Source organism: Cupriavidus sp. WGlv3, from assembly GCF_023952475.1.
GTDB lineage: Bacteria > Pseudomonadota > Gammaproteobacteria > Burkholderiales > Burkholderiaceae > Cupriavidus > Cupriavidus phytorum.
The window spans coordinates 354,482-375,342 of sequence record NZ_JALHRX010000003.1; the positions used below are offsets into that span (position 1 = coordinate 354,482).

A 20,861-nucleotide genomic window follows, 5' to 3' on the forward strand; every position below is an offset into this window, starting at 1 on the left:
CGGCCACGGCCGACAGTCATCCATCGCAGCAGGAACGCCCATGAACGCCCCCACCGCTGCGGCACAAGTGCCGCCCATGCCCCTCGATGTCGTCGGCGCGCTGTGGCGCGATGCCGGCCTGCCCGCCGAAGCGCTGGCCCACCTGCGCCTGGACGGCGCCGAGCCGGTACTGCCTTCCAGCTTTGCTGTGGGGACCGCGGCGCAGGCCAGCCTGGCCGCGTCGGCGCTGGCCGCCGCCACGCTGTGGCAAGGCCGCAGCGGCCAGTGGCAGCAGGTCGGCGTCGACATGCGCCACGCCATCACCGAGTTCCGCAGCGAGCGCTACCTGCGCGTCGATGGCGGCCCGGCGCCGGAGCTGTGGGACCAGATCGCCGGCATCTACCGTTGCGGCGACGGCCGCTGGGTCCGCCTGCACACCAATTTCCCGCATCACCGCGACGGCGTGCTGCGGCTGCTGGGCTGCGCCTATGACAAGGCCGCGGTGCAGGCGGCGCTGGAAAAGTGGGAGGCCGAGGCCTTCGAAACCGCCGCGTCCGACGCCGGCCTGGTGGTCGCCGCGCTGCGCAGCTTCGACGAATGGGACCGCCATCCGCAGGCCGCGGCGCTGCGCGGCCTGCCGCCGGTCACGCTGGAGCGGATCGGCGACGCCGCGCCGCAGCCGCTGCCGGCTCCGGGGTCGGCGGACGCGCAGCCGCTGTCTGGCGTGCGCGTGCTCGACTTCACCCGCATCATCGCCGGGCCGGTGGCGGGCCGCACGCTGGCCGCGCATGGCGCCGACGTGCTGCTGGTGACCGCGCCGCACCTGCCGTCGATCGCCCCGCTGGTGATCGACACCGGCCGCGGCAAGCGCAGCTGCCAGCTGGACCTGCGCGATGCCGACGACAAGCGCACGCTGCACAAGCTGCTGCACGGCGCCGACGTGCTGGTGCAGGGCTACCGGCCCGGCGGCCTGGCTGAACTGGGCGTCGGTCCGGAGGCTGCGGCGCGCGCCCGTCCCGGCATCGTCTATGTGTCGCTGAGCGCGTATGGCCACGTCGGGCCGTGGGCGCACAAGCGCGGCTTCGATTCGCTGGTGCAGACCGCTACCGGCTTCAACCACGCCGAGGCGGAAGCCGCCGGCAGCGACGCGCCGCGGCCGTTGCCGGCCCAGGTGCTGGACCACGCCGCGGGCTACCTGCTGGCCTTCGGCGCGATGGCCGCGCTGCACCGGCGCGCGGTGGAGGGAGGCAGCTGGCATGTGCGCGTGTCGCTGGCGCAGGTGGGGCAGTGGCTGCGCGGGCTGGGGCGCGTGCCAGACGGGCTCAAGGCGCCCGAGCAGAAGATCGACGACGTCGCCGACCTGCTCGAAGCGGTGCCGTCCGGCTTCGGCATGCTGACGGTGGTGCGCCACGCCGCGCAGCTGTCCGGGACGCCGGCGCGCTGGGCGCTGCCGTCCGAGCCGCTCGGCACGCATGCGCCGGAGTGGCTGCCGCGCTAGTAGAGCGTGGTGCGCTGCCGCTCGGGCAGCTCGCGGTCATAGGCGGCGCCGTCGATGGCGTTGCCGCTCAGCGTGGACAGGATCTCGCCGTTGCTCGGCAGGGACTGGCGCGCGACCTGCGACTGCGCGGCCCACAGGCGCGAGCGGATCAGCGCGCGGGCGCACTGGAAGAACACCGCCTGCACCGTGATCACCAGCACCGTGGTCGGCGCCTTGCCGTCGACCACGCAGCGCGCGATCAGGGCCGGATCGACGCTGATCTGCGCGGTGCCGTTGACGCGGATGGTCTCGTTGATGCCGGGGATCACGAACAGCAGGCCCACGCGCGGATCGGCAACGATATTGCACAGGCTGTCGATGCGGTTGTTGCCGCGCCGGTCCGGCAGCAGCAGGGTGCGCTGGTCCAGCACCTGGACGAAGCCGGGCGCGTCGCCGCGCGGCGAGCATTCGGCCCAGTCCTGGCCCACCGTCGACAGCAGGCAGAACGGCGCCGCCTCGATAAAGGCCTGGTAGTGCGGGTGCAGGTAATCGACTTGCTTGGACAGCGAGGGCGCCGCCGGTTGCGCGTAGAGCGCTTCCAGTTCGGCCAGCGTGGTGATGGCGTGCGGGGTCATGGCAGGCTGGACAGTGTGGGCGAAAGCGTCAATGTAACGCACAATTCTCGCGCTGCCGCTCGCAGCGAGCGCCCCTCGCCCGCTTGCGGGAGAGGGGCGGGGGAGAGGGCGGGAGCGTCAAAGGCTGACGCCCGTGGGTGAGAACCGAAGGCTTCGCTTGATGGGGCTCGTTGCTAGCCCACCCCTCACCCCGGGCCCTCTCCCCATGAGGGGAGAGGGGGAACACCTTGCTTAGGTGAGTTCGGGCGGCGTTGGCGCACCCAAAACCGCGCTCCTTTTTTTGCTTTAGAACCCCACCGCCTGCCCGTCGCGCCGGCTGTCGCTGGCGGCGACGTAGCCGTGCTCGGCGTCGTCCGACATTCGCCAGATAAACTGACCCGAGCCGAAGTCCATGTACGGATCGTCCACCGACTTGAGCTGGTGGCCGCGCGCCTTCAGACCCTCGACCGTGGCCGGGTCCATGGTGCCTTCGACGTCCAGCGTGAAGTCGCGGTTGACCTTCCAGCGCGGCGCGCAGCAGGCCGCCTGCGGCTGCTGGTTGTAGTCGAGCATGCGCACCACGGTCTGCACGTGGCCCTGCGGCTGCATGTCGCCGCCCATCACGCCGAAGCTCATCACCGGCTGGCCGTTCTTGGTCAGGAAGGCCGGGATGATGGTGTGGAACGGACGCTTGCCGCCCGCGACCACGTTGGCGGACCTGGGATCCATCGAGAAGCCGACGCCGCGGTTCTGCAGGCTGATGCCGGTGCCCGGCACCACCACGCCCGAGCCGAAGCCCATGTAGTTCGACTGGATGAACGAGATCATCATGCCGTTCTCGTCCGCCGCGGTCAGGTAGATGGTGCCGCCGACCTTGGGCATGCCGAAGTTGAAATGCGTGGCGCGCTGCATGTCGATCAGTTTGGCGCGCGACTTCAGGTAGGCGTCGTCCAGCATCTGTTCGGGCGTGACTTCCATGCTGCGCGGATCGGCCACGTACTGGTACAGGTCGGCGAAGGCCAGCTTCATGGCCTCGATCTGCAGGTGCTGCGAATCGACCGAATCGACCGGGATCGAGGCCAGGTCGAACTGGTCGAGGATGCCCAGCGCGATCAGCGCGGCGATGCCCTGGCCATTGGGCGGGATCTCGTGCAGTTCGTAGCCGCGATAGGACTTGCTGATCGGCTTGACCCAGTCGGGCCGGTAGTTGCGCAGGTCGTCGAGCGTCATCGCGCCGCCGCACTGCTTGCTGAAGGCGGCGATCTTCTCGGCGATCGCGCCTTCGTAGTAGGCGCGGCCGCGGGTCGCGCCGATCTGGCGCAGGGTCTCGGCGGCGTCCTTCATGGTGAATTTCTCACCCACCGCCGGGGCGCGGCCGTTGGGCATGAAGGTCTCGGCGTAGCCGGGCTGGTCCTTCAGTTCCGGCACCGCGGCGGCCCACTTGTGCGCCACCACCGGCGGCACGGCGTAGCCGCGCTCGGCGATCTCGATCGCGGGTTCCATCAGGTCGGCAAACGGCAGCTTGCCGAAGCGCTCGTGCAGCGCGGCCCAGCCGGCGACCACGCCAGGGACGGTGACCGAGTCCCAGCCGCGGATCGGGCGGTTGGCGAGGCCGTTGGCGTCGGTGCCGTATTTGGCCTTGAAGTATTCCGGACTCCATGCCGCCGGCGCCACGCCCGACGAGTTCAGGCCGTGCAGCGACTTGCCATCCCACAGGATGGCGAAGGCGTCGCTGCCCAGGCCGCACGATACCGGCTCGACGATGGTGATGGCGGCGGCCGCGGCGATGGCGGCATCGACCGCATTGCCGCCCTTGAGCAGCATGCGCAGGCCGGCCTGCGCGGCCAGCGGGTGCGAGGTCGAGACCACGTTGCGCGCAAACAGCGGAATGCGCACGGACGGGTAGGGGTTGGTCCAGTTGAAGTTCTGCATGGGTAAGTCCTTTGTGCTCGGTGCGCCCGGGGCGCTCGGTGGCGTATTTATTCTGCCGTGATCTTGCGATCCCTGATCAGCTTGCCCCAGCGCGCGCTGTCCTGCTTCACCATGGCGGCGAACTGGGCGGGCGTGCCGCCGCCCGGTTCGGCGCCCAGCTTGGCCAGCCGTTCCTTCACCTCGGGCGACTGGATGGCCTTGTTGAACTCGGCATTGAGGCGGTTGACGATATCGGCCGGCATGCCCTTGGGGCCATAGATGCCGAACCAGGTATCGGAGACGAAGCCCGGCAGGCCCGATTCGCTGACGGTGGGGATTTCCGGCGCCAGCGGCGAGCGTTTCGCGCTGGTCACTGCCAGCGCCTTGAGCTTGCCGTCCTTCACGTGCGGCAGGCCCGACACGATGCTGTCGAACAGCACCTGCACCTTGCCCGAGATCAGGTCAGGCACGGCCAGCGCGGTGCCGCGGTAGGGAATGTGGGTGATGAACACGCCCGCCTGCGTCTTGAACGCCTCGGTGGTCAGGTGCACCACGGTGCCGTTGCCGCTCGAGGCGTAGTTCAGCTCGCCGGGATGCTTCTTGGCGTAGTCGACCAGTTCGCGCACGTTCTTCACCGGCAGGCTGTTGGGCACCACCAGCACGTTGGTGGCGATCGCGACCTGGCCCACCGGCGTGAAGTCGGTCTCGGTCTGGTACGGCAGGCGGGGATTGATATGCGGCCCGATCGAATGCGTGCTGGTGGTGGCGATCAGCAGCGTATAGCCGTCCGGCGCGGCCTTGGCAGCCATGTCGGAGCCGATCGCGCCGCCGGCGCCGGGACGGTTGTCGACCACGATCTGCTGGCCCATGTTGCTGCCCACCTTCTGCGCGATGGCGCGGGCCAGCAGGTCGGTCGCGCCGCTGGCGGGAAAAGGCACGAGCAGCCGGATCGGCTTGCTCGGGTAGGTATCGGCCAAGGCCGGGGTGGCGGCCAGGCACAGGCCGATGCCGAGGCCGGTGCCGAGGCGGCGCAGCCAGGATGTCATGGGTGTCTCCGAGAATCAGGCGCAGGGCGGATTGATGATCGGCCTTCATTATTCCGCGCCGCCGGTCACAAAGAAAGCTAATATTTCTTTCCAATGTCGCAAGATTTTTTTAAGTATCGAACGCCAGGGCGACGGGGGCGTTCCTCCACTGGTGTGCATCATGAGCACTGTCCGATTCCTTCGCACCTTCGTCGCCGTGGCCGAGCACGGCTCGTTCGCCGCCGCCGCGGCGCAGGTGGCGCTGACCCAGGCCGCGGTCAGCCTGCAGATGCGCGCGCTGGAGACCGAGCTGCGCCGCGAGCTGTTCGACCGCAACGGCCGCGTGGCGGTGCTCAATGCGGATGGCCGCGCGCTGCTGCCGCAGGCGCGCAAGCTGCTGGCGCTGTATGACGAGATGCGGTTGCCGCTGGCGTCGGCCGAAGCCATGGCGGGCGCGGTCGCGGTGGGCGCGGTGGTGTCGGTGATGGGCGGCCTGTCGCACGCGGTGGCGCGCATGAAACGCACCTATCCGGCGCTGGACGTGCGCCTGGTCGGCGCCAAGTCGATCGAGCTGGCGGCGCAGGTGGAGGCCGGCGAACTCGACGCCGCCATCCTGGTGGAGGGCGCGGCGCGCGTGCCGGGCACGCTGCGCTGGACGCCGCTGTACCAGGAGCCGCTGGTGGCCATCGCCGCGCGCGGCAGCCCGGGCCGCGACGCGCGCGAGGCGCTGGCGGCCAACCCCTACCTGCGCTTCGACCGCAGCCAGCGCACCGGCGTGCTGGTGGAGCGCGCGCTGCGCCGCGCCCACCTGAAGGTCAATGAATTCCTGGAGCTGAACGCGATCGAGGCGCTGGTCGAGCTGGTGCGGCAGGAGGTGGGGGTGACCGTGGTGCCGCTGCTGCGGCGCGCGCGCTGGCGCGACGACGATGCTTTGCGCGTGCTGCCGCTGCTGGTCAACGGCGAGCCGGTGATGCGCCAGATCGGCATGCTGGAGCGGCGCGACCACGGCCGCGGGCAGGTCACGGCGGCAGTGCGGGCGGCCTGCAGCGAACTGTTCGGGGCCTAGCGGCCACCGGCGACGGGCGGCGGACGAAAAAAAGGGCACCTCGCGGTGCCCTTCAGCTTTGTTGCCGCCGGCGCCAGGCCGGCGATATTCCCTGCTTATTCTTCCTGGAACGCTTCTTCGCGCTTGGCCTTGATCGACGGCAGCGCCACGATCACCACCAGCACCGCGGCGGCGATCAGCAGGCCCAGCGACAGCGGGCGCGTCACGAACACGCTGAAGTCACCACGCGACAGCAGCAGCGAGCGGCGGAAGTTTTCTTCCATCATCGGCCCCAGCACGAAGCCGAGCAGCAGCGGTGCCGGTTCGCAGCGCAGCTTGATGAACAGGTAGCCCACCACGCCGAAGGCGGCGGTCTGGAACACGTCGAAGGTGGTGTTCTGGACCGAGTACACGCCGATGCAGCAGAACGTCAGGATGGCCGGGTACAGGTAGCGGTAGGGCACCTTCAGCAGCTTCACCCAGATGCCGATCAGCGGCAGGTTCAGCACGATCAGCATCAGGTTGCCGATCCACATCGAGGCGATCAGGCCCCAGAACAGCGCCGGGTTGCTGGTCATCACCTGCGGGCCGGGCTGGATGTTGTGGATGGTCATCGCCCCCACCATCAGCGCCATCACCGCGTTGGGCGGAATGCCCAGCGTCAGCAGCGGGATGAACGAGGTCTGCGAAGCCGCGTTGTTGGCCGATTCCGGACCCGCCACGCCTTCGATCGCGCCCTTGCCGAATTCCTGCGGGTGCTTGGAGGTCTTCTTCTCCAGCGAATACGCCGCGAACGAGGCCAGCGAGGCGCCGCCGCCCGGCAGGATGCCCAGTGCCGAGCCCAGCGCGGTGCCGCGCAGCACGGCCGGGATCATGCGCTTGAAGTCGTCCTTGGTCGGGAACAGGTTGGTGATGTGGTCGGTGAAGGTTTCGCGGTGCTCCTTCTGCTCCAGGTTGGCGATGATTTCGGCAAAGCCGAAGATACCCATTGCCACCGAGACGAAGTTCAGGCCGTCGGTCAGTTCCGGCACGTCGAACGAGAAGCGCGCGGCGCCCGAGTTGACGTCGGTACCGACCAGGCCCAGCAGCAGGCCCAGCACGATCATGGCGATGGCCTTGACCAGCGAACCCGAGGCCAGCACCACGGCGCCGATCAGGCCCAGCACCATCAGCGAGAAGTACTCGGCCGGGCCGAACTTGAACGCCAGTTCAGACAGCGGCGCGGCAAACGCGGCCAGGATCATGGTGGCGACGCAGCCGGCGAAGAACGAGCCCAGGCCCGCTGTCGCCAGCGCCACCCCCGCTCGCCCTCGTCTCGCCATCTGGTAACCGTCGATGGTGGTCACCACCGACGACGATTCACCGGGCAGGTTCACCAGGATGGCGGTGGTCGAACCGCCGTACTGGGCGCCGTAGTAGATGCCGGCCAGCATGATCAGCGCGGCCACCGGCGGCAGCGTGTAGGTCACCGGCAGCAGCATGGCGATGGTGGCCAGCGGCCCCAGGCCCGGCAGCACGCCGATCAGGGTACCCAGCACGCAGCCCAGGAAAGCGTACGCGAGGTTCTGGAAGGTCAGGGCGGTGGAGAAGCCCAGACTCAGGTTGGTGAGTAGTTCCATGTTGGCGGCCTCCTTAGCTTGCCAGGAAAGCCGGCCACACCGGCATCTGCAGGTTGATGCCGTACACGAACGCGCCCAGGCTGATCAGCACCAGGATGACCGCGTTCAGGATGGCGCCCTTCCAGCTGAACTCGTGGCTGGCCATCGACGACACCAGCACCAGCACCAGCACCGACAGCACCATGCCCAGCGGCTTCAGCAGCAGGCCGAACAGCACCACCGAACCGAGAATCCACAACAGCGTCTTGATGTCCCAGCGGGCCAGGCTGTCTTCTTCCGACTTGGACGACAGCGAGCCGAACAGCACCAGCGCGCCCAGCAGGGCGAGCACGATGCCGAGCCAGAACGGGAAGTATCCCGGTCCCATTTTTGCGGCGGTTCCCATGGAATAACCGCGCGCGACCCAGGAAAAGCCGAATCCGACCAGGATGAACATCAGGCCGGAGGCAAAGTCCTTTTGGCTACGTATGCGCAAAGTGAATCTCCTCGATAAGACTGCTTGAAATCTTCGGCGGGCCTCTGTGCGTTGCCTTTGCTGCATTGCATCAATGCAGCGAATTCCGGAGGCCTTCCGGCGGGCAGGGTGGAAGGTAAGGGGGCGACCTTTCAGCTACCTTTCAGATGTCTGCAAATGGGGTCATGGTTCGGGTATCCCCTAGTGAGAGCACGCTTAAAAGTGCCGCTGCGCCAAGCTGCAGGCGGGTTGGCGGGTAGCAGCCGGGGCCGCTGCGCTATCATCCGGAACGGTCTTGCGTGCCGCGGCGGCCTGCTGCCGCGGAAGGTTCTGAAAGGTTCTGAAAGCTTCGGAAAGGTTCGGAAAGGTTCGGAAAGGTCCTGCCGGCTGACGCAGGCGAATCCCAGGCAACACAAGGAGCGTTTTGGAAAGCATCGACCATGTCATCCTGCTCGGCGCCGTCGTGATGTCGCTGGGCATCGTGCTGGGCGCGTTCTCGGCGCGCTTCGGCGTGCCGTTCCTGCTGGTGTTTCTGGCCGTGGGCATGCTGGCCGGGGTCGACGGCCCCGGCGGCATCCGCTTCTCCGATACCTGGCTCAGCTTTCTGGTTGGCAACCTGGCGCTGGCCATCATCCTGCTGGACGGCGGGCTGCGCACGCGCCTTGCCACCTTCCGCGTGGCGCTCAGGCCGTCGCTGTCGCTGGCCACGGTCGGGGTGCTGGTGACTGCCGCGCTGGTAGGGATCTTCGCCGCCTGGCTGCTCGGCATCGACTGGCGGCTGGGGCTGCTGCTGGGCGCCATCGTCGGCTCGACCGATGCCGCGGCGGTGTTCTCGACGCTCAACAGCAGCGGCATCCGGCTCAAGGACCGGGTCGCGAACGTGCTGGAGATCGAGTCTGGCATCAACGACCCGATGGCGATCTTCCTGACACTGACGCTGATCGAATGGCTGACCGCGCCCGAGGCCCTGACGCCGCTGGGACTGGTGCTGCGCCTGCTGGTGCAGTTCGGCGTGGGCGGCGTGCTGGGGCTTGGGCTTGGCTACTGCCTGGCCAATGTGCTGGAGCGCACGCGCGTGGCCGAAGGGTTGCAGTCGATCCTGCTGTGCTCGGGCGGCGCGATGGTCTTTGCCATCGTGCAGAGCGCCGGCGGCAGCGGTTTCCTGGCGGTGTATCTGACCGGCATGCTGATCGGCAACCGCGAGCGTGCCGTCACCGCCGACACCATGCGCGCCATGGACGGCATGGCGTGGCTGGCGCAGTCGGCCATGTTCCTGCTGCTGGGCCTGCTGGTGACGCCGCACCGGATCTGGGAAGTCGCCGGCCCCGCGGTGGCGGTGGCGGCCTTCCTGATGCTGGTGGCGCGGCCGGTGGCGGTCTGGCTGGCGCTGCTGCCATTCCGCTTCAACGCGCGCGAGACCGGCTTTATCGCCTGGATGGGCTTGCGCGGCGCGGTGCCGATCGTGCTCGCGCTGTTCCCGCTGTTGCGCGAGGTGCCGCAGTCGGGCCTGCTGTTCCGCATTGCCTTTGCGGTGGTGCTGGCCAGCCTGCTGTTCCAGGGCACCACCGTGGCGGTGGCGGCGCGGCTGGCGCGCGTGCTGCGCCCCGGCTACCCCGAGCCGCTGGCGCGCTCGCGCCTGCGCGGCACGCGCGCGCCGATCCTGGAAGTGATGCAGTTCGAGGTCGGGCCCAACGCGCCGGTCGAGAACGTGCGCGCCGACCAGCTGGAGCTGCCGCCGCGCTGCCGGCTGCTGACCGTGGCCCGCGACGATGCGCTCGCCGACCCGGCCCAGACGGTATTGCGCGCCGGCGACGCGGTCTGCGTGCTGGGGCCGACGGTCTCGTTGCCGCTGCTGTCGGCGCTGTTCCAGACGCCGGGCCGCGCGCCCACCTGGGAACAGGTCTCGCACGATTTCCTGCTGTCGGGCGACGCGCCGCTGCGCGACGTGGCCGCGCTCTACGGCACGCGCGACCTGACGCCGGAAGAAGAGCCGCTGACGCTGGAAAGCGCGATGCAGCGCGCGTTCACGTCGCCGCCGGTGGAAGGCGACAGCGTCGAGATCGCCGGGCTGCCGCTGACGGTGACGCGCATGGAGGGCGCGCAGATCGTGCAGGTGGGATTGCTGCTGCCGCGGCTGGAGGGGGATTCGGGCGGGAAGCTGTGGGCGCGGCGGCGCACGGGGGAGCGGAGCAGAGAGCGCGCGTGATCGCGCGCTCCCGCTTGATGGCGGAGGTCAGTCCACCTTCGCGCCCGACACCTTCACGATCTGCGCATACTTCTTCAGTTCCTTCTGGATCAACACCGCGAACTGCTCCGGCGTGGTCGGTGCCGGCTGGGCGCCGATGCGGGCCAGGCGCGCCTTCATGTCGTCGGTCTTCAGGATTGCCACGATGTCGTGGTTGAGCCGTTCGACGATCTCGCGCGGCGTATTGGCCGGCGCGAACACGCCGAACCAGGTCGAGATGTCGAAGCCTTCCAGCCCCAGCCCCTTGCCGGCCTCGGCAATGGTCTGCAGCTCCGGGAAGGACGCGGCGCGGCCGGCGGTGGTGACGGCGAAGGCCTTGAGCTTGCCCGCCTTGATATTGGCCGAGGCCGAGGCCAGGTTGTCGAAGATCAGGTCGGTCTGGCCCGACAGCACCGACAGCTGCGCCGGCGCCGCGCCGTTGTAGGGAATATGGACCATGCTGACCCTGGCCATGCTCTTGAACAGCTCGCCCGACAGGTGGCCGGCGCTGCCGTTGCCGCCCGAGGCGTAATCCAGCTTGCCGGGGTTCTTGCGCGCGTAGGCGACCAGGTCGCGCACGTTGTTGATCTGCAGTTCGGCGGCCTTGCCCGGGTGCATCACCAGCACGTTGGGCACGTCGGCAACCAGCGTGATCGGTGCGAAATCCTTGACCGGGTCATACGGCATCTTGCTGAACAGCGTCGGGTTGATCGCGTGCGTGGCCACCGCGCCCATGACAATGGTGTATCCGTCGGCGGGCTGCTTGGCGACGTAGTCCGCGCCCAGGTTGCCGCCGGCGCCCGGCTTGTTTTCCACGATCACGGGCTGGCCCAGGCTGTCGCGCAGCTTGTCGCCGATGGCGCGCGCCACGGTGTCGAGCGGGCCGCCCGCCGGGTAGGGCACGACGAAACGGACCGGCTTGGTCGGGTAGGCATTGGTGGCGGCAACGGCGGCGGCCGGCACCAGGGCCGCGGTCAGCGCGGCGGCAAGCAGTTTCTTCAGCATGTTGCGGAGGACAGGAGGGATAGGGATTCTCAGCGGGCCCCGATGCCGCGCGCCATCATCACGGCGCACAGCGGCAGCAGGATCACCAGATGCGATTCGATCATGACCCAGCGCCGCGCCGCCTTGATCTCGGACGGCGGCGGCACGTAATCGGGCAGCCGGCGCGCCTGCTTGCGCCAGCGCGCGATGGCGAAGGTCGGCGGCAGCGAGCACAGCGCGATCAGCACGAACACGCTCATCTTGGCGTGGAACCACGGGTTGTGCAGGTAGAAGTCCGCGCCCTTGGCGCCGTAGAACAGGCGCAGCAGGCCGGTGGCCAGCGCCAGCATCGCCGACAGGAAATAGAACAGGTCGTACAGCGACAGACGCCGCACGGTGGCCGGGGTCAGGTCCGGGCGCAGCGCCACGGCTTCGGCGGCCATCAGCGTGATCAGGACGAAGATCGCCAGGAAATGCAGGAAGGCCAGGATGGCGTCGGTCAGCATGGGTTCTCCTTCGCTTTGCACGGGCGCGCGCAAAGGCGCGGGCCGGGGAAAGTACTTCAGTGGGGACTGGACTTCCGGAAAGCACCCGCGGCCGGCTGGCCCGCCGCGGGCAGGAGGAGAATCTTACAGCACCCCTTTTGCACGAAGTGCCTCGATCTGCGCGGCGCTGTAGCCCAGGGTCTGAGCCAGCACCGTGTCGGTGTGCTCACCAAGCAGCGGCGGGTGGCGCAGCGCCTGCGGCGGCGTCGCGCTCATCTTGATCGGGCTGCCGACCAGCTTGACCTCGCCCGCGCTCGGGTGCGGCAGGTCCACGCGCAGCCCGCGCGCCTTGACCTGGTCGTCCTCGAACACGTCGTCGAGCGTGTTGATGGGGCCGCACGGCACGCCCGCGGCTTCGAGGTCGCGGATCCATTGCGCGCGGGTGCGCGGGCGCACCATCTCGGCCAGGATCGGCACCAGCACGTCGCGGTTGGCCACGCGCTGCGGGTTGGTGGCAAAGCGCGGGTCGTCGGCCAGTTCGGGCTTGCCGCCGTCGGTGACGAACTTGCGGAACTGCCCGTCGTTGCCGACCGCGACGATGATCCAGCCGTCGGCGGCCTGGAAGGTCTGGTAGGGCACGATGTTCGGATGCGCGTTGCCCCAGCGGCGCGGCGCCTCGCCGCTGGCCAGGTAGTTGGTGTTCATGTTGGCCAGCATCGCCACCTGCACGTCGAGCAGCGCCATGTCGATGTACTGGCCCTCGCCGGTGCGGTCGCGGTGCGCCAGTGCCGCCAGCACGGCGATGGTGGCGTACTGGCCGGTCATCAGGTCGGAAATCGCCACGCCCGCCTTCTGCGGGCCACCGCCGGGCAGGTCGTCGCGCTCGCCGGTCAGGCTCATGAAGCCACCCATGCCCTGGATGATGAAGTCGTAGCCCGGGCGCGCGGCGTAGGGGCCGGTCTGGCCGAAGCCGGTGACCGAGCAATAGACCAGGTCCGGCTTGACCTGCTTCAGCGAGTCGTAGTCCAGGCCATATTTCTTCAGCTGGCCGACCTTGTAGTTCTCCAGCACCACGTCGCTCTGCGCGGCCAGGTCGCGCACGATCTGCTGGCCTTCCGGGGTGCTGATGTCGCACGTGACCGAGCGCTTGTTGCGGTTGGCGGCCAGGTAGTAGGCGGCCTCGGCGGTGTCGCGGCCGTCTTGGTCCTGGAGCCAGGGCGGGCCCCAGGTGCGGGTGTCGTCGCCGGCGCCGGGGCGCTCGATCTTGATCACGTCGGCGCCGAAGTCGGCAAGGTTCTGGGCGCACCACGGCCCGGCGAGGACGCGGGTCAGGTCGAGGACGCGGAGATGGCTTAAGGCTCCCATGGCGGTATTCGAGGCAGAGGTAAGGCGGGGATCGGGTCCGGAATGCGGGGCGGTCGCGCGCCCCGGAAAGGGGGCGGCGCGGGTTCGCTGCACTGTACCACCGGCAAACTGCCAGCGCCCTCATAAGTGACGTATGCATCCCTCATGACAACGGGATTCAGGGCGATAGCCGGCCGCTTCCCGGACGCCGTGGCTGGCCTGCCCGACGGCCTGCCTTGCCCGTATAATCAACGGTTTGCAAATCCCATACTGATTCGTCGCGCCCGGCCACACCGGGGCAAGCGTCCGCCATCCCATGAAAGTCTCAGACATTCGCAGCAAGTTCCTGCAGTTCTTCGAATCGAAGGGCCATACCGTGGTCCGCTCGTCCAGCCTGGTGCCGGCGAACGACCCGACGCTGCTGTTCACCAATTCCGGCATGGTGCAGTTCAAGGACGTGTTCCTCGGCACCGACAAGCGCCCGTACAGCCGCGCCACCTCGTCGCAGCGCTCGGTGCGCGCCGGCGGCAAGCACAACGACCTCGAGAACGTGGGCTACACCGCCCGCCACCATACGTTCTTCGAGATGCTGGGCAACTTCTCGTTTGGCGACTACTTCAAGCGCGAAGCGATCCAGTACGCATGGGAACTGCTGACCAAGACCTACCAGCTGCCGGCCGAAAAGCTGTGGGTGACGGTCTATGCCGAAGACGACGAGGCCTACGACATCTGGGCCAAGGAAGTCGGCGTGCCGGCCGAGCGCATCGTGCGCATCGGCGACAACAAGGGCGCGCGCTACGCCTCGGACAATTTCTGGCAGATGGCCGACACCGGCCCGTGCGGCCCGTGCTCGGAAATCTTCTATGACCACGGCCCGGACGTGTGGGGCGGCCCGCCGGGATCGCCCGAGGAAGACGGCGACCGCTACATCGAGGTGTGGAACCTGGTGTTCATGCAGTTCAACCGCGACGAGCAGGGCAACATGACGCCGCTGCCCAAGCCGTGCGTCGACACCGGCATGGGCCTGGAGCGCATTGCCGCGGTGCTGCAGCACGTGCACAGCAACTACGAGATCGACCTGTTCCAGGCGCTGATCAAGGCCGCCGCGCGCGAGACCCATATCGACAACCTGAACCAGAACTCGCTGAAGGTCATCGCCGACCATATCCGCGCGTGCGCGTTCCTGATCGTCGACGGCGTGATCCCGGGCAACGAAGGCCGCGGCTACGTGCTGCGCCGGATCATCCGCCGCGCCATCCGCCATGGCTACAAGCTGGGCCAGAAGACCCCGTTCTTCCACAAGCTGGTGCCGGACCTGGTCGAGCAGATGGGCCAGGCCTATCCGGAGCTGGCCGAGGCGCAGTCGCGCGTGACCGAAGTGCTGAAGGCCGAGGAAGAGCGCTTCTTCGAGACCATCGAGAACGGCATGGCGATCCTTGACGCCGCGCTTGCCGACCTGAAGCTCAAGGGCGGCAAGACGCTGGATGGCGAACTCGCCTTCAAGCTGCACGACACCTTCGGCTTCCCGCTGGACCTGACCCAGGACGTGTGCCGCGAGCAGGAAATCGGCGTGGACGAGGCCGCCTTCGACGCCGCCATGAACCGCCAGCGCGAGCAGGCGCGCGCCGCCGGCAAGTTCAAGATGGCCGCCGGCCTGGAGTACACCGGCGACAAGACCGTGTTCCACGGCTACGAAAAACTGGAACTGCCGCAGGCCAGGGTCACCGCGCTGTATGTGGATGGCGCCTCGGTCGACAGCATGCAGCCCGGCCAGACCGGCGTGGTGGTGCTCGACAACACGCCGTTCTACGCCGAGTCGGGCGGCCAGGCCGGCGACCAGGGCGTGCTGCAGGCAGGCGCGGCCACCTTCGCCGTGGCCGACACCACCAAGATCCAGGCCGACGTGTTCGGCCACCAGGGCACGCTGGCAGGCGGCGCGCTCAAGGTGGGCGATGCCGTGTCGGCGCAGGTCGACGCGCTGCGCCGCGCGCGCACCGTGCGCAACCACTCCGCCACCCACCTGATGCACAAGGCCCTGCGCGAAGTGCTGGGCAGCCACGTGCAGCAGAAGGGCTCGCTGGTCGATGCGGACAAGACCCGCTTCGACTTCTCGCACAATGCCGCGCTGACCGATGCGCAGATCCGCCAGGTCGAAGAGATCGTCAACGCCGAGATCCTTCGCAACGAAGACACGCACGCCGAGATCATGCCGTTCGACGACGCGGTCAAGAGCGGCGCGATGGCGCTGTTCGGCGAGAAGTACGCCGACGACGTGCGCGTGCTGTCGATCGGCACCTCGAAGGAACTGTGCGGCGGCACCCACGTGCACCGCACCGGCGATATCGGCCTGTTCAAGATCGTGATGGAAGGCGGCGTGGCCGCCGGCATCCGCCGCGTCGAAGCCATCACCGGCGACAATGCGCTGCACTACCTGCAGGGCCTGGACGCCAGGCTGAATGAGGCCGCCGCCGTGCTGAAGGCGCAACCGTCGGAGCTGGTGCCGCGCATCGGCCAGGTGCAGGAGCAGGTGCGCGCGCTGGAGAAGGAGCTGGAGCGCCTGAAGAGCAAGCTGGCCGCGTCGCAGGGCGACGAGCTGGCGGCGCAGGCGGTCGACGTCAAGGGCCTGAAGGTGCTGGCCGCGCAGCTGGACGGCGCCGACGTCAAGACCCTGCGCGAGACCATGGACAAGCTCAAGGACAAGCTGCAGAGCGCCGCCATCGTGCTGGGCGCGGTCGCCGACGGCAAGGTCAGCCTGATCGCCGGCGTCACCGCCGATGCCACCGGCAAGGTCAAGGCCGGCGAGCTGGTCAACTTTGTCGCCCAGCAGGTGGGCGGCAAGGGCGGCGGCCGCCCGGACATGGCGCAGGCCGGCGGCACCGAGCCGGCCAAGCTGCCGCAGGCGCTGGCGGGTGTCAGCGAGTGGGTGGCTGGCAAGGTTTGATGCGCCAAGCTTGGTGAAGCCGTGCCAGAAGGGGCGCCGGTGGCGCCCCTTCTGCTTTCCTACTTCTCAGTATTCCCCGTGGCGCTCCGCAGCGTCGCCAGCAGATCGATCGGCAACGGAAACACGATGGTCGAACTCTTGTCCCCCGCGATCTGCGTCAGCGTCTGCATGTAGCGCAGCTGCATCGCCTGCGGCTGCCGCGCCAGCATCTGCGCCGCTTCCAGCAGCTTTTCCGAGGCCTGCAGCTCACCTTCGGCGTGGATCACCTTGGCGCGCCGTTCGCGTTCGGCTTCGGCCTGGCGGGCGATGGCGCGGATCATGGTCTCGTTCAGGTCGACGTGCTTGATCTCGACGTTGGAGACCTTGATGCCCCAGCCGTCGGTCTGCGCGTCCAGCGCCTGCTGGATGTCGAGGTTGAGCTTTTCGCGCTCGGCCAGCATCTCGTCGAGCTCGTGCTTGCCCAGCACCGAGCGCAGCGTGGTCTGCGCCAGCTGGCTGGTGGCCTCAAGGAAATTAGCCACCTGGATGATGGCCAGTTCGGGATCGACCACGCGGAAGTACACCACCGCATTGACCTTGACCGAGACGTTGTCGCGCGAGATCACGTCTTGCGGCGGCACGTCCATCACCACCGTGCGCAGGTCGACCCGGACCATCTGCTGCACCGCCGGGATCAGCAGCACCAGTCCCGGGCCCTTGACCTTCCAGAAGCGCCCGAGCATGAACACCACGCCGCGTTCGTATTCGCGCAGCACGCGGAACGCCATGATGATCAGCAGTGCCAACAGGAAAATCACACCGCCGAAGCTGAATCCGTAGGCCATGGTCAGGCTCCCTTGTTCGGGCTCGGTTGGGAAGAGGGGCGCGGCGCGCTGCCGGCGGCGATCACTTCGAGCACCAGGCCATTGCGTCCCGTGACCAGCACGGGCGTGCCGCGTGCCAGCGGGGTGGCGCTGCGCACGCGCCAGGTCTCGCCGCGCACCGTGGCCCAGCCTTCTTCGCGCAGGTCGTCGACCAGTTCGCCGCGGGCGCCGAGCAGCGTGTCGGCACCGCTGACCACCGGCCGCTTGCGCGAGCGCACCAGCATCGCCGACATGCCGAACACGAACACCGCCGATAGCGCCGACATCGCCGCCACCATCGGCAGCGGCACGCCGAAGCCCGGCACGTCGGTGTCGATCAGCATCACCGCGCCGAAGGCGAAGGCGATGATGCCGCCGATCCCCAGCGCGCCGAAGGTGGGCAGGAACAGCTCCGCCACCATGCAGCCGATGCCCAGCGCCACCAGCGCCAGCCCGGCATAGTTGACCGGCAGCATGTGCAGCGCGAACAGCGCCAGCAGCAGGCAGATCGCGCCGACGATGCCGGGCACCACCATGCCCGGCGTGGAGAACTCGAAGATCAGCGCGTAGATGCCGATCATCAGCAGCAGCAGCGCCACGCTGGGCTCGGTGATCACGGCCAGGAAGCGGTTGCGCCAGTCCGGCTCCAGCGTCACCGAAGGGGCGTCGCGCGTGTGCAGCGTGCTGGCCTTGCCGCCGGCGGTGGTCAGCTTGCGCCCGTCGAGCTGGCGCAGCAGCCCGGGCAGGTCGGCCGCGACCACATCGATCACGCGCTGCGCCAGCGCCTCGTCGGCCGACAGGCTGACCGATTCGCGCACCGCGCGCTCGGCCCATTCGGCGTTGCGCCCGCGCAGCTGCGCCAGACCGCGGATATAGGCCGAGGCGTCATGCATCTGCTTGCGCGCCATGGTGTCGCCCGCCGCGGGTGCGCTGCCGGGGGCCGAGGCCGGGCTGGCACCGGGCAGCGACTCGGGCTTCTGGGGCCCGCCGATTCCCACCTGCACCGGGGTCGCCGCGCCCAGGTTGGTGCCCGGTGCCATCGCCGCGATATGGCTGGCATAGAGGATATAGGTGCCGGCGCTGGCCGCGCGCGCGCCGCCGGGAGAGACATAGCTGGCCACCGGCACCGGCGAGGCCAGGATCGCCTGGATGATGTCGCGCATCGACGCGTCCAGCCCGCCGGGCGTGTCCATTTCCAGCACCACCAGCTGGGCGCCGGCTTCGCGGGCGCGCGTCATGCCGCGCAGGATAAAGCTGGCGCTGGCCGGGCTGACCGCGCCTTTCAGCGGGATCACGTACACCGGCGCGGTGGCCGTGGCCGTGGCCGCCGGCGGGGCCGCGGCGCCGCTGCCGCCGAAGGCAAGCGCGCAGCATGCCAGCGCCAGGCTGGACAGCAGCCGGAAGGCCCGCAGCAACGCGGTGGCAGGGTTCATGGCAGGAGCAGGGCAGGCAAGGTGCCGTGGTGACGCCACTTCAAGTGTAGGCCACCGGGCACATCTTGCACGCGGCCCCGCAGGCCCGCGCGCTCAGGCCGCCGCGAGTTCAGGCCCGGCCGAGCCGGGCGGTGCGGGCGTGAGTTCGGGCAGGGCCTCGACCAGCGCATGCAGCGCGGCGCTGGCCATCGACGGCTGCCACGCCAGCAGCGTGCGCACCCGGCCTGCCGCGCCCAGGCTGTGCTGCTGGATGGCGGGCAGGTCGCGGTACAGGCCCAGCACGGAGCGCGGCACGATCGCCGCGCCAATGCCGGCCGCGACGCAGGCGACGATGGCATGGTAGGAGCTGAGCTGCAACACGCGCGGGGTCGGCGCGGGGCCGCTGCCGTACCAGGTCTCGAGCCGCGCGCGGTAGTTGCAGCCCGGCTCGAACGCCAGCAGCGTCGGCACCTCCAGGTCGGCCGCGCCGCGCACCGGGCGATGGTGCTCGCGCGTGATCACCACCAGCTCTTCCTCGAACACCGGCACCGCGCGCAGCGCCGGATCGGCCAGCGGCTCGGCGACGAAGGCGCAGTCGACCTCGAAGCGCGCCAGCGCGTCGAACGCCTGCCGCGTGGCCAGCGTCACCAGTTCCAGCTGTACCTCGGGCCAGGCCTGGTGATACGCGGCCAGCACCCGGGGCAGGCGGCTCGCGGCGGTGCTTTCCATCGAGGCAATGCGCAGCCGGCCATGCGGCCGAGCCGGCAACACCGCGTGGCGCGCCTCTTCGGTCAGGGTCAGGATGCGGCAGGCGTAGTCGAACAGGGTCTGGCCCGACGGCGTCAGCACCATGCGGCGGCCGTCGCGCACGAACAGCTCGACGCCCAGCGACTGCTCCAGCTGGCGGATGCGGGTGGTGACATTGGACTGCACCCGGTGCAGCCGCTCGGCCGCGCGGGTGACGCCGCCGGCCTCGACGACGGCGCGGAAGATCTCCAGCGCGGCAAGGTCCATGGCAGGGCTCCCCAGTTATCCATCAGATTTCAGTATGGTTGGCATCTCGAGAATTCATGTTTCAAGATGCTTACGCCAGCGTAGCATACAGAAATCGCAGCGCAACCGCTGCCACCACCGTCCATTGCTCATGCCGATCCCCCGCCCCCTCGAGCCCGAACACCCCGCCGCGCGCGTGGAGGCCGCCGCGCCAGCGCGCGCAGCCGGCCCGTTCGCGGTGGCGCTGGCCGGGCTGGTGTCGCTGGCGGTGGCGATGGGCATCGGCCGCTTCGCCTTCACCCCGCTGTTGCCGATGATGTTGCACGACGGCACGGTCACGCTGGACCAGGGCGGCTGGCTGGCGACGGTGAACTACATCGGTTACTTCGTTGGCGCCGCGGTGTGCATGTTGATCCAGCCCGATGCGGTGCGCATGGTGCGCTGGGGCCTGGTGGCCACGGTGCTGCTGACGCTGGGCATGGCCCTGCCGGGCGGCATGCCGGCGTGGTCGCTGTGGCGCGCCGCCGCGGGCGTGGCCAGCGCCCTGGCGATGGTCTACACCGCCGCCTGGTGCCTGCAGCGGCTGGCCGAACTGGGCAGGCCGGAGCTGGCCGGGCTGATCTTCTGCGGCCCGGGCCTGGGCATCGTGGTCACAGGGCTGGGCGTATCTGGCATGGTCGGTGCGGGCTGGCATGCGGACCATGGCTGGCTCGCCTTCACCGCGCTGGCGGTGGTGCTGGTGGCGGCGGTCTGGCGGATTTTCGTCGCGCCGGCAGCGGTGCCGTCTGCGAGGGCCGCCGAGACCGATACCGACATCGATACCGGCACCGCGCGGCTCGATGCCGAGGCCTGGATGCTGACGCTGGCCTACGGCCTGGCCGGCTTTGGCTACATCATCACCGCGACCTTCCTGCCGGTGATCGCGCGCCAGGCGCTGCCGGGCACGGTGTGGGCCGACCTGTTCTGGCCGATCTTTGGCGCGGGCGTGGCGGTGGGCGCGTTACTGGCCACGCGGGTCGGCATGGCGCACGACAACCGCAAGCTGCTGGCGCTGCTGTACGGCATGCAGGCGCTGGGCGTGGCGATCGCGGTGGTGCTGCCGAGCGTGGCCGGTTTTGCCCTCAGCAGCGTGCTGGCGGGCCTGCCGTTCACGGCGCTGGTGGCGTTCGCGATGCGCGAGGCGCGGCGGCTGTGGGGGCCGCAGGCACCGCGGCTGATGGGCCTGATGACCGCATCCTACGGACTCGGCCAGATCGCCGGCCCGCCGCTGGCGACGGCGCTGGTGGCGCGCAGCGGCGGCTTCGCCGGTTCGCTGGCGTGTGCCGCCGCGGCGCTGGCGCTGGGCGCGCTGGTGTTCCTGTGGATGCGCCGCGTGTGGCCGCTGCCGGCTGGCGAGACCACCCTGAGCCCTGGCGCCAAGGTGCGCTAAAGTATTGCCTTTGCTGTCCGGCGCGCCGCGCGAGGGGCTGCGGCCGGGTCTGCCGGCATCGCGGCCCGTGGCGCGGCACAGAA

16 protein-coding genes are annotated in these 20,861 nt (G+C 69.1%); 5 read left to right on the forward strand and 11 right to left on the reverse strand.

Annotated elements, in window-relative coordinates; translation table 11 throughout:
• Positions 1–40 precede the first annotated feature (40 nt).
• A complete protein-coding gene (locus tag MKD38_RS08250; protein WP_252675721.1) occupies positions 41–1,477 on the forward strand; it encodes a CoA transferase in 1,437 nt (478 codons plus the stop codon).
• Here the strand turns inward: MKD38_RS08250 and MKD38_RS08255 are convergent.
• From MKD38_RS08255 to MKD38_RS08265, 3 genes are all read right to left on the reverse strand, one after another.
• Entirely contained in the window at positions 1,474–2,091 is a 618-nt protein-coding gene (locus MKD38_RS08255) for a pyridoxamine 5'-phosphate oxidase family protein (RefSeq protein ID WP_252675723.1), read from the reverse strand. The two genes, MKD38_RS08250 and MKD38_RS08255, sit on opposite strands and share 4 nt — an antisense overlap.
• A gap of 285 nt (positions 2,092–2,376) precedes the next feature.
• Positions 2,377–4,002 (reverse strand): gamma-glutamyltransferase, encoded by a 1,626-nt coding sequence (gene ggt / locus MKD38_RS08260; protein WP_252675725.1) that lies wholly within the window; start codon positions 4,000–4,002, stop codon positions 2,377–2,379.
• A 47-nt stretch (positions 4,003–4,049) separates the two neighbouring features.
• Entirely contained in the window at positions 4,050–5,027 is a 978-nt protein-coding gene (locus MKD38_RS08265; protein WP_252675727.1) for a Bug family tripartite tricarboxylate transporter substrate binding protein, read from the reverse strand.
• Positions 5,028–5,187: 160 nt separating this feature from the next.
• Between MKD38_RS08265 and MKD38_RS08270 the strand changes: the two genes are divergently transcribed.
• Complete coding sequence (locus MKD38_RS08270; protein WP_062801351.1) at positions 5,188–6,072, forward strand: LysR substrate-binding domain-containing protein; 885 nt, start codon at positions 5,188–5,190, stop codon at positions 6,070–6,072.
• 95 nt (positions 6,073–6,167) lie between these two features.
• Here the strand turns inward: MKD38_RS08270 and MKD38_RS08275 are convergent, their stop codons facing one another.
• A complete protein-coding gene (locus MKD38_RS08275; RefSeq protein ID WP_062801350.1) occupies positions 6,168–7,670 on the reverse strand; it encodes a tripartite tricarboxylate transporter permease in 1,503 nt (500 codons plus the stop codon).
• A gap of 13 nt (positions 7,671–7,683) precedes the next feature.
• The gene (locus tag MKD38_RS08280) at positions 7,684–8,145 is read right to left on the reverse strand and encodes a tripartite tricarboxylate transporter TctB family protein (RefSeq protein ID WP_062801349.1); all 462 of its coding nucleotides are present in this window, start codon (positions 8,143–8,145) and stop codon (positions 7,684–7,686) included.
• A 403-nt stretch (positions 8,146–8,548) separates the two neighbouring features.
• On the opposite strand from MKD38_RS08280, the gene MKD38_RS08285 reads away from it, so the two are divergent.
• Positions 8,549–10,330: a potassium/proton antiporter gene (locus MKD38_RS08285; RefSeq protein ID WP_252675729.1), complete on the forward strand. Its 1,782-nt coding sequence runs from the start codon at positions 8,549–8,551 to the stop codon at positions 10,328–10,330.
• Between the two features lie 27 nt (positions 10,331–10,357).
• Here MKD38_RS08285 and MKD38_RS08290 read toward each other — a convergent pair whose 3' ends face one another.
• The 3 genes from MKD38_RS08290 to MKD38_RS08300 form a co-directional block, all read right to left on the reverse strand.
• Positions 10,358–11,353 carry a tripartite tricarboxylate transporter substrate binding protein gene (locus tag MKD38_RS08290; RefSeq protein ID WP_252675731.1) on the reverse strand — a complete coding sequence of 332 codons (996 nt, stop codon included), beginning with the start codon at positions 11,351–11,353 and terminating at the stop codon, positions 10,358–10,360.
• A 29-nt stretch (positions 11,354–11,382) separates the two neighbouring features.
• Complete coding sequence (locus MKD38_RS08295; RefSeq protein ID WP_252675733.1) at positions 11,383–11,838, reverse strand: DUF2214 family protein; 456 nt, start codon at positions 11,836–11,838, stop codon at positions 11,383–11,385.
• Between the two features lie 123 nt (positions 11,839–11,961).
• Positions 11,962–13,182 carry a CaiB/BaiF CoA transferase family protein gene (locus MKD38_RS08300; RefSeq protein ID WP_252675735.1) on the reverse strand — a complete coding sequence of 407 codons (1,221 nt, stop codon included), beginning with the start codon at positions 13,180–13,182 and terminating at the stop codon, positions 11,962–11,964.
• 295 nt (positions 13,183–13,477) lie between these two features.
• Between MKD38_RS08300 and alaS the strand changes: the two genes are divergently transcribed.
• Positions 13,478–16,102 (forward strand): alanine--tRNA ligase, encoded by a 2,625-nt coding sequence (alaS, locus tag MKD38_RS08305; protein ID WP_252675736.1) that lies wholly within the window; start codon positions 13,478–13,480, stop codon positions 16,100–16,102.
• Between the two features lie 59 nt (positions 16,103–16,161).
• Here the strand turns inward: alaS and MKD38_RS08310 are convergent, their stop codons facing one another.
• From MKD38_RS08310 to MKD38_RS08320, 3 genes are all read right to left on the reverse strand, one after another.
• Positions 16,162–16,926, reverse strand: a complete 765-nt coding sequence (locus MKD38_RS08310) for a slipin family protein (RefSeq protein WP_252675738.1) — start codon at positions 16,924–16,926, stop codon at positions 16,162–16,164.
• A gap of 2 nt (positions 16,927–16,928) precedes the next feature.
• Positions 16,929–18,377 (reverse strand): NfeD family protein, encoded by a 1,449-nt coding sequence (locus MKD38_RS08315; protein ID WP_252675740.1) that lies wholly within the window; start codon positions 18,375–18,377, stop codon positions 16,929–16,931.
• Between the two features lie 93 nt (positions 18,378–18,470).
• Positions 18,471–19,370 carry a LysR substrate-binding domain-containing protein gene (locus MKD38_RS08320; RefSeq protein WP_252675742.1) on the reverse strand — a complete coding sequence of 300 codons (900 nt, stop codon included), beginning with the start codon at positions 19,368–19,370 and terminating at the stop codon, positions 18,471–18,473.
• 130 nt (positions 19,371–19,500) lie between these two features.
• On the opposite strand from MKD38_RS08320, the gene MKD38_RS08325 reads away from it, so the two are divergent.
• Positions 19,501–20,778 (forward strand): YbfB/YjiJ family MFS transporter, encoded by a 1,278-nt coding sequence (locus MKD38_RS08325; RefSeq protein WP_252675744.1) that lies wholly within the window; start codon positions 19,501–19,503, stop codon positions 20,776–20,778.
• Positions 20,779–20,861 lie beyond the last annotated feature (83 nt).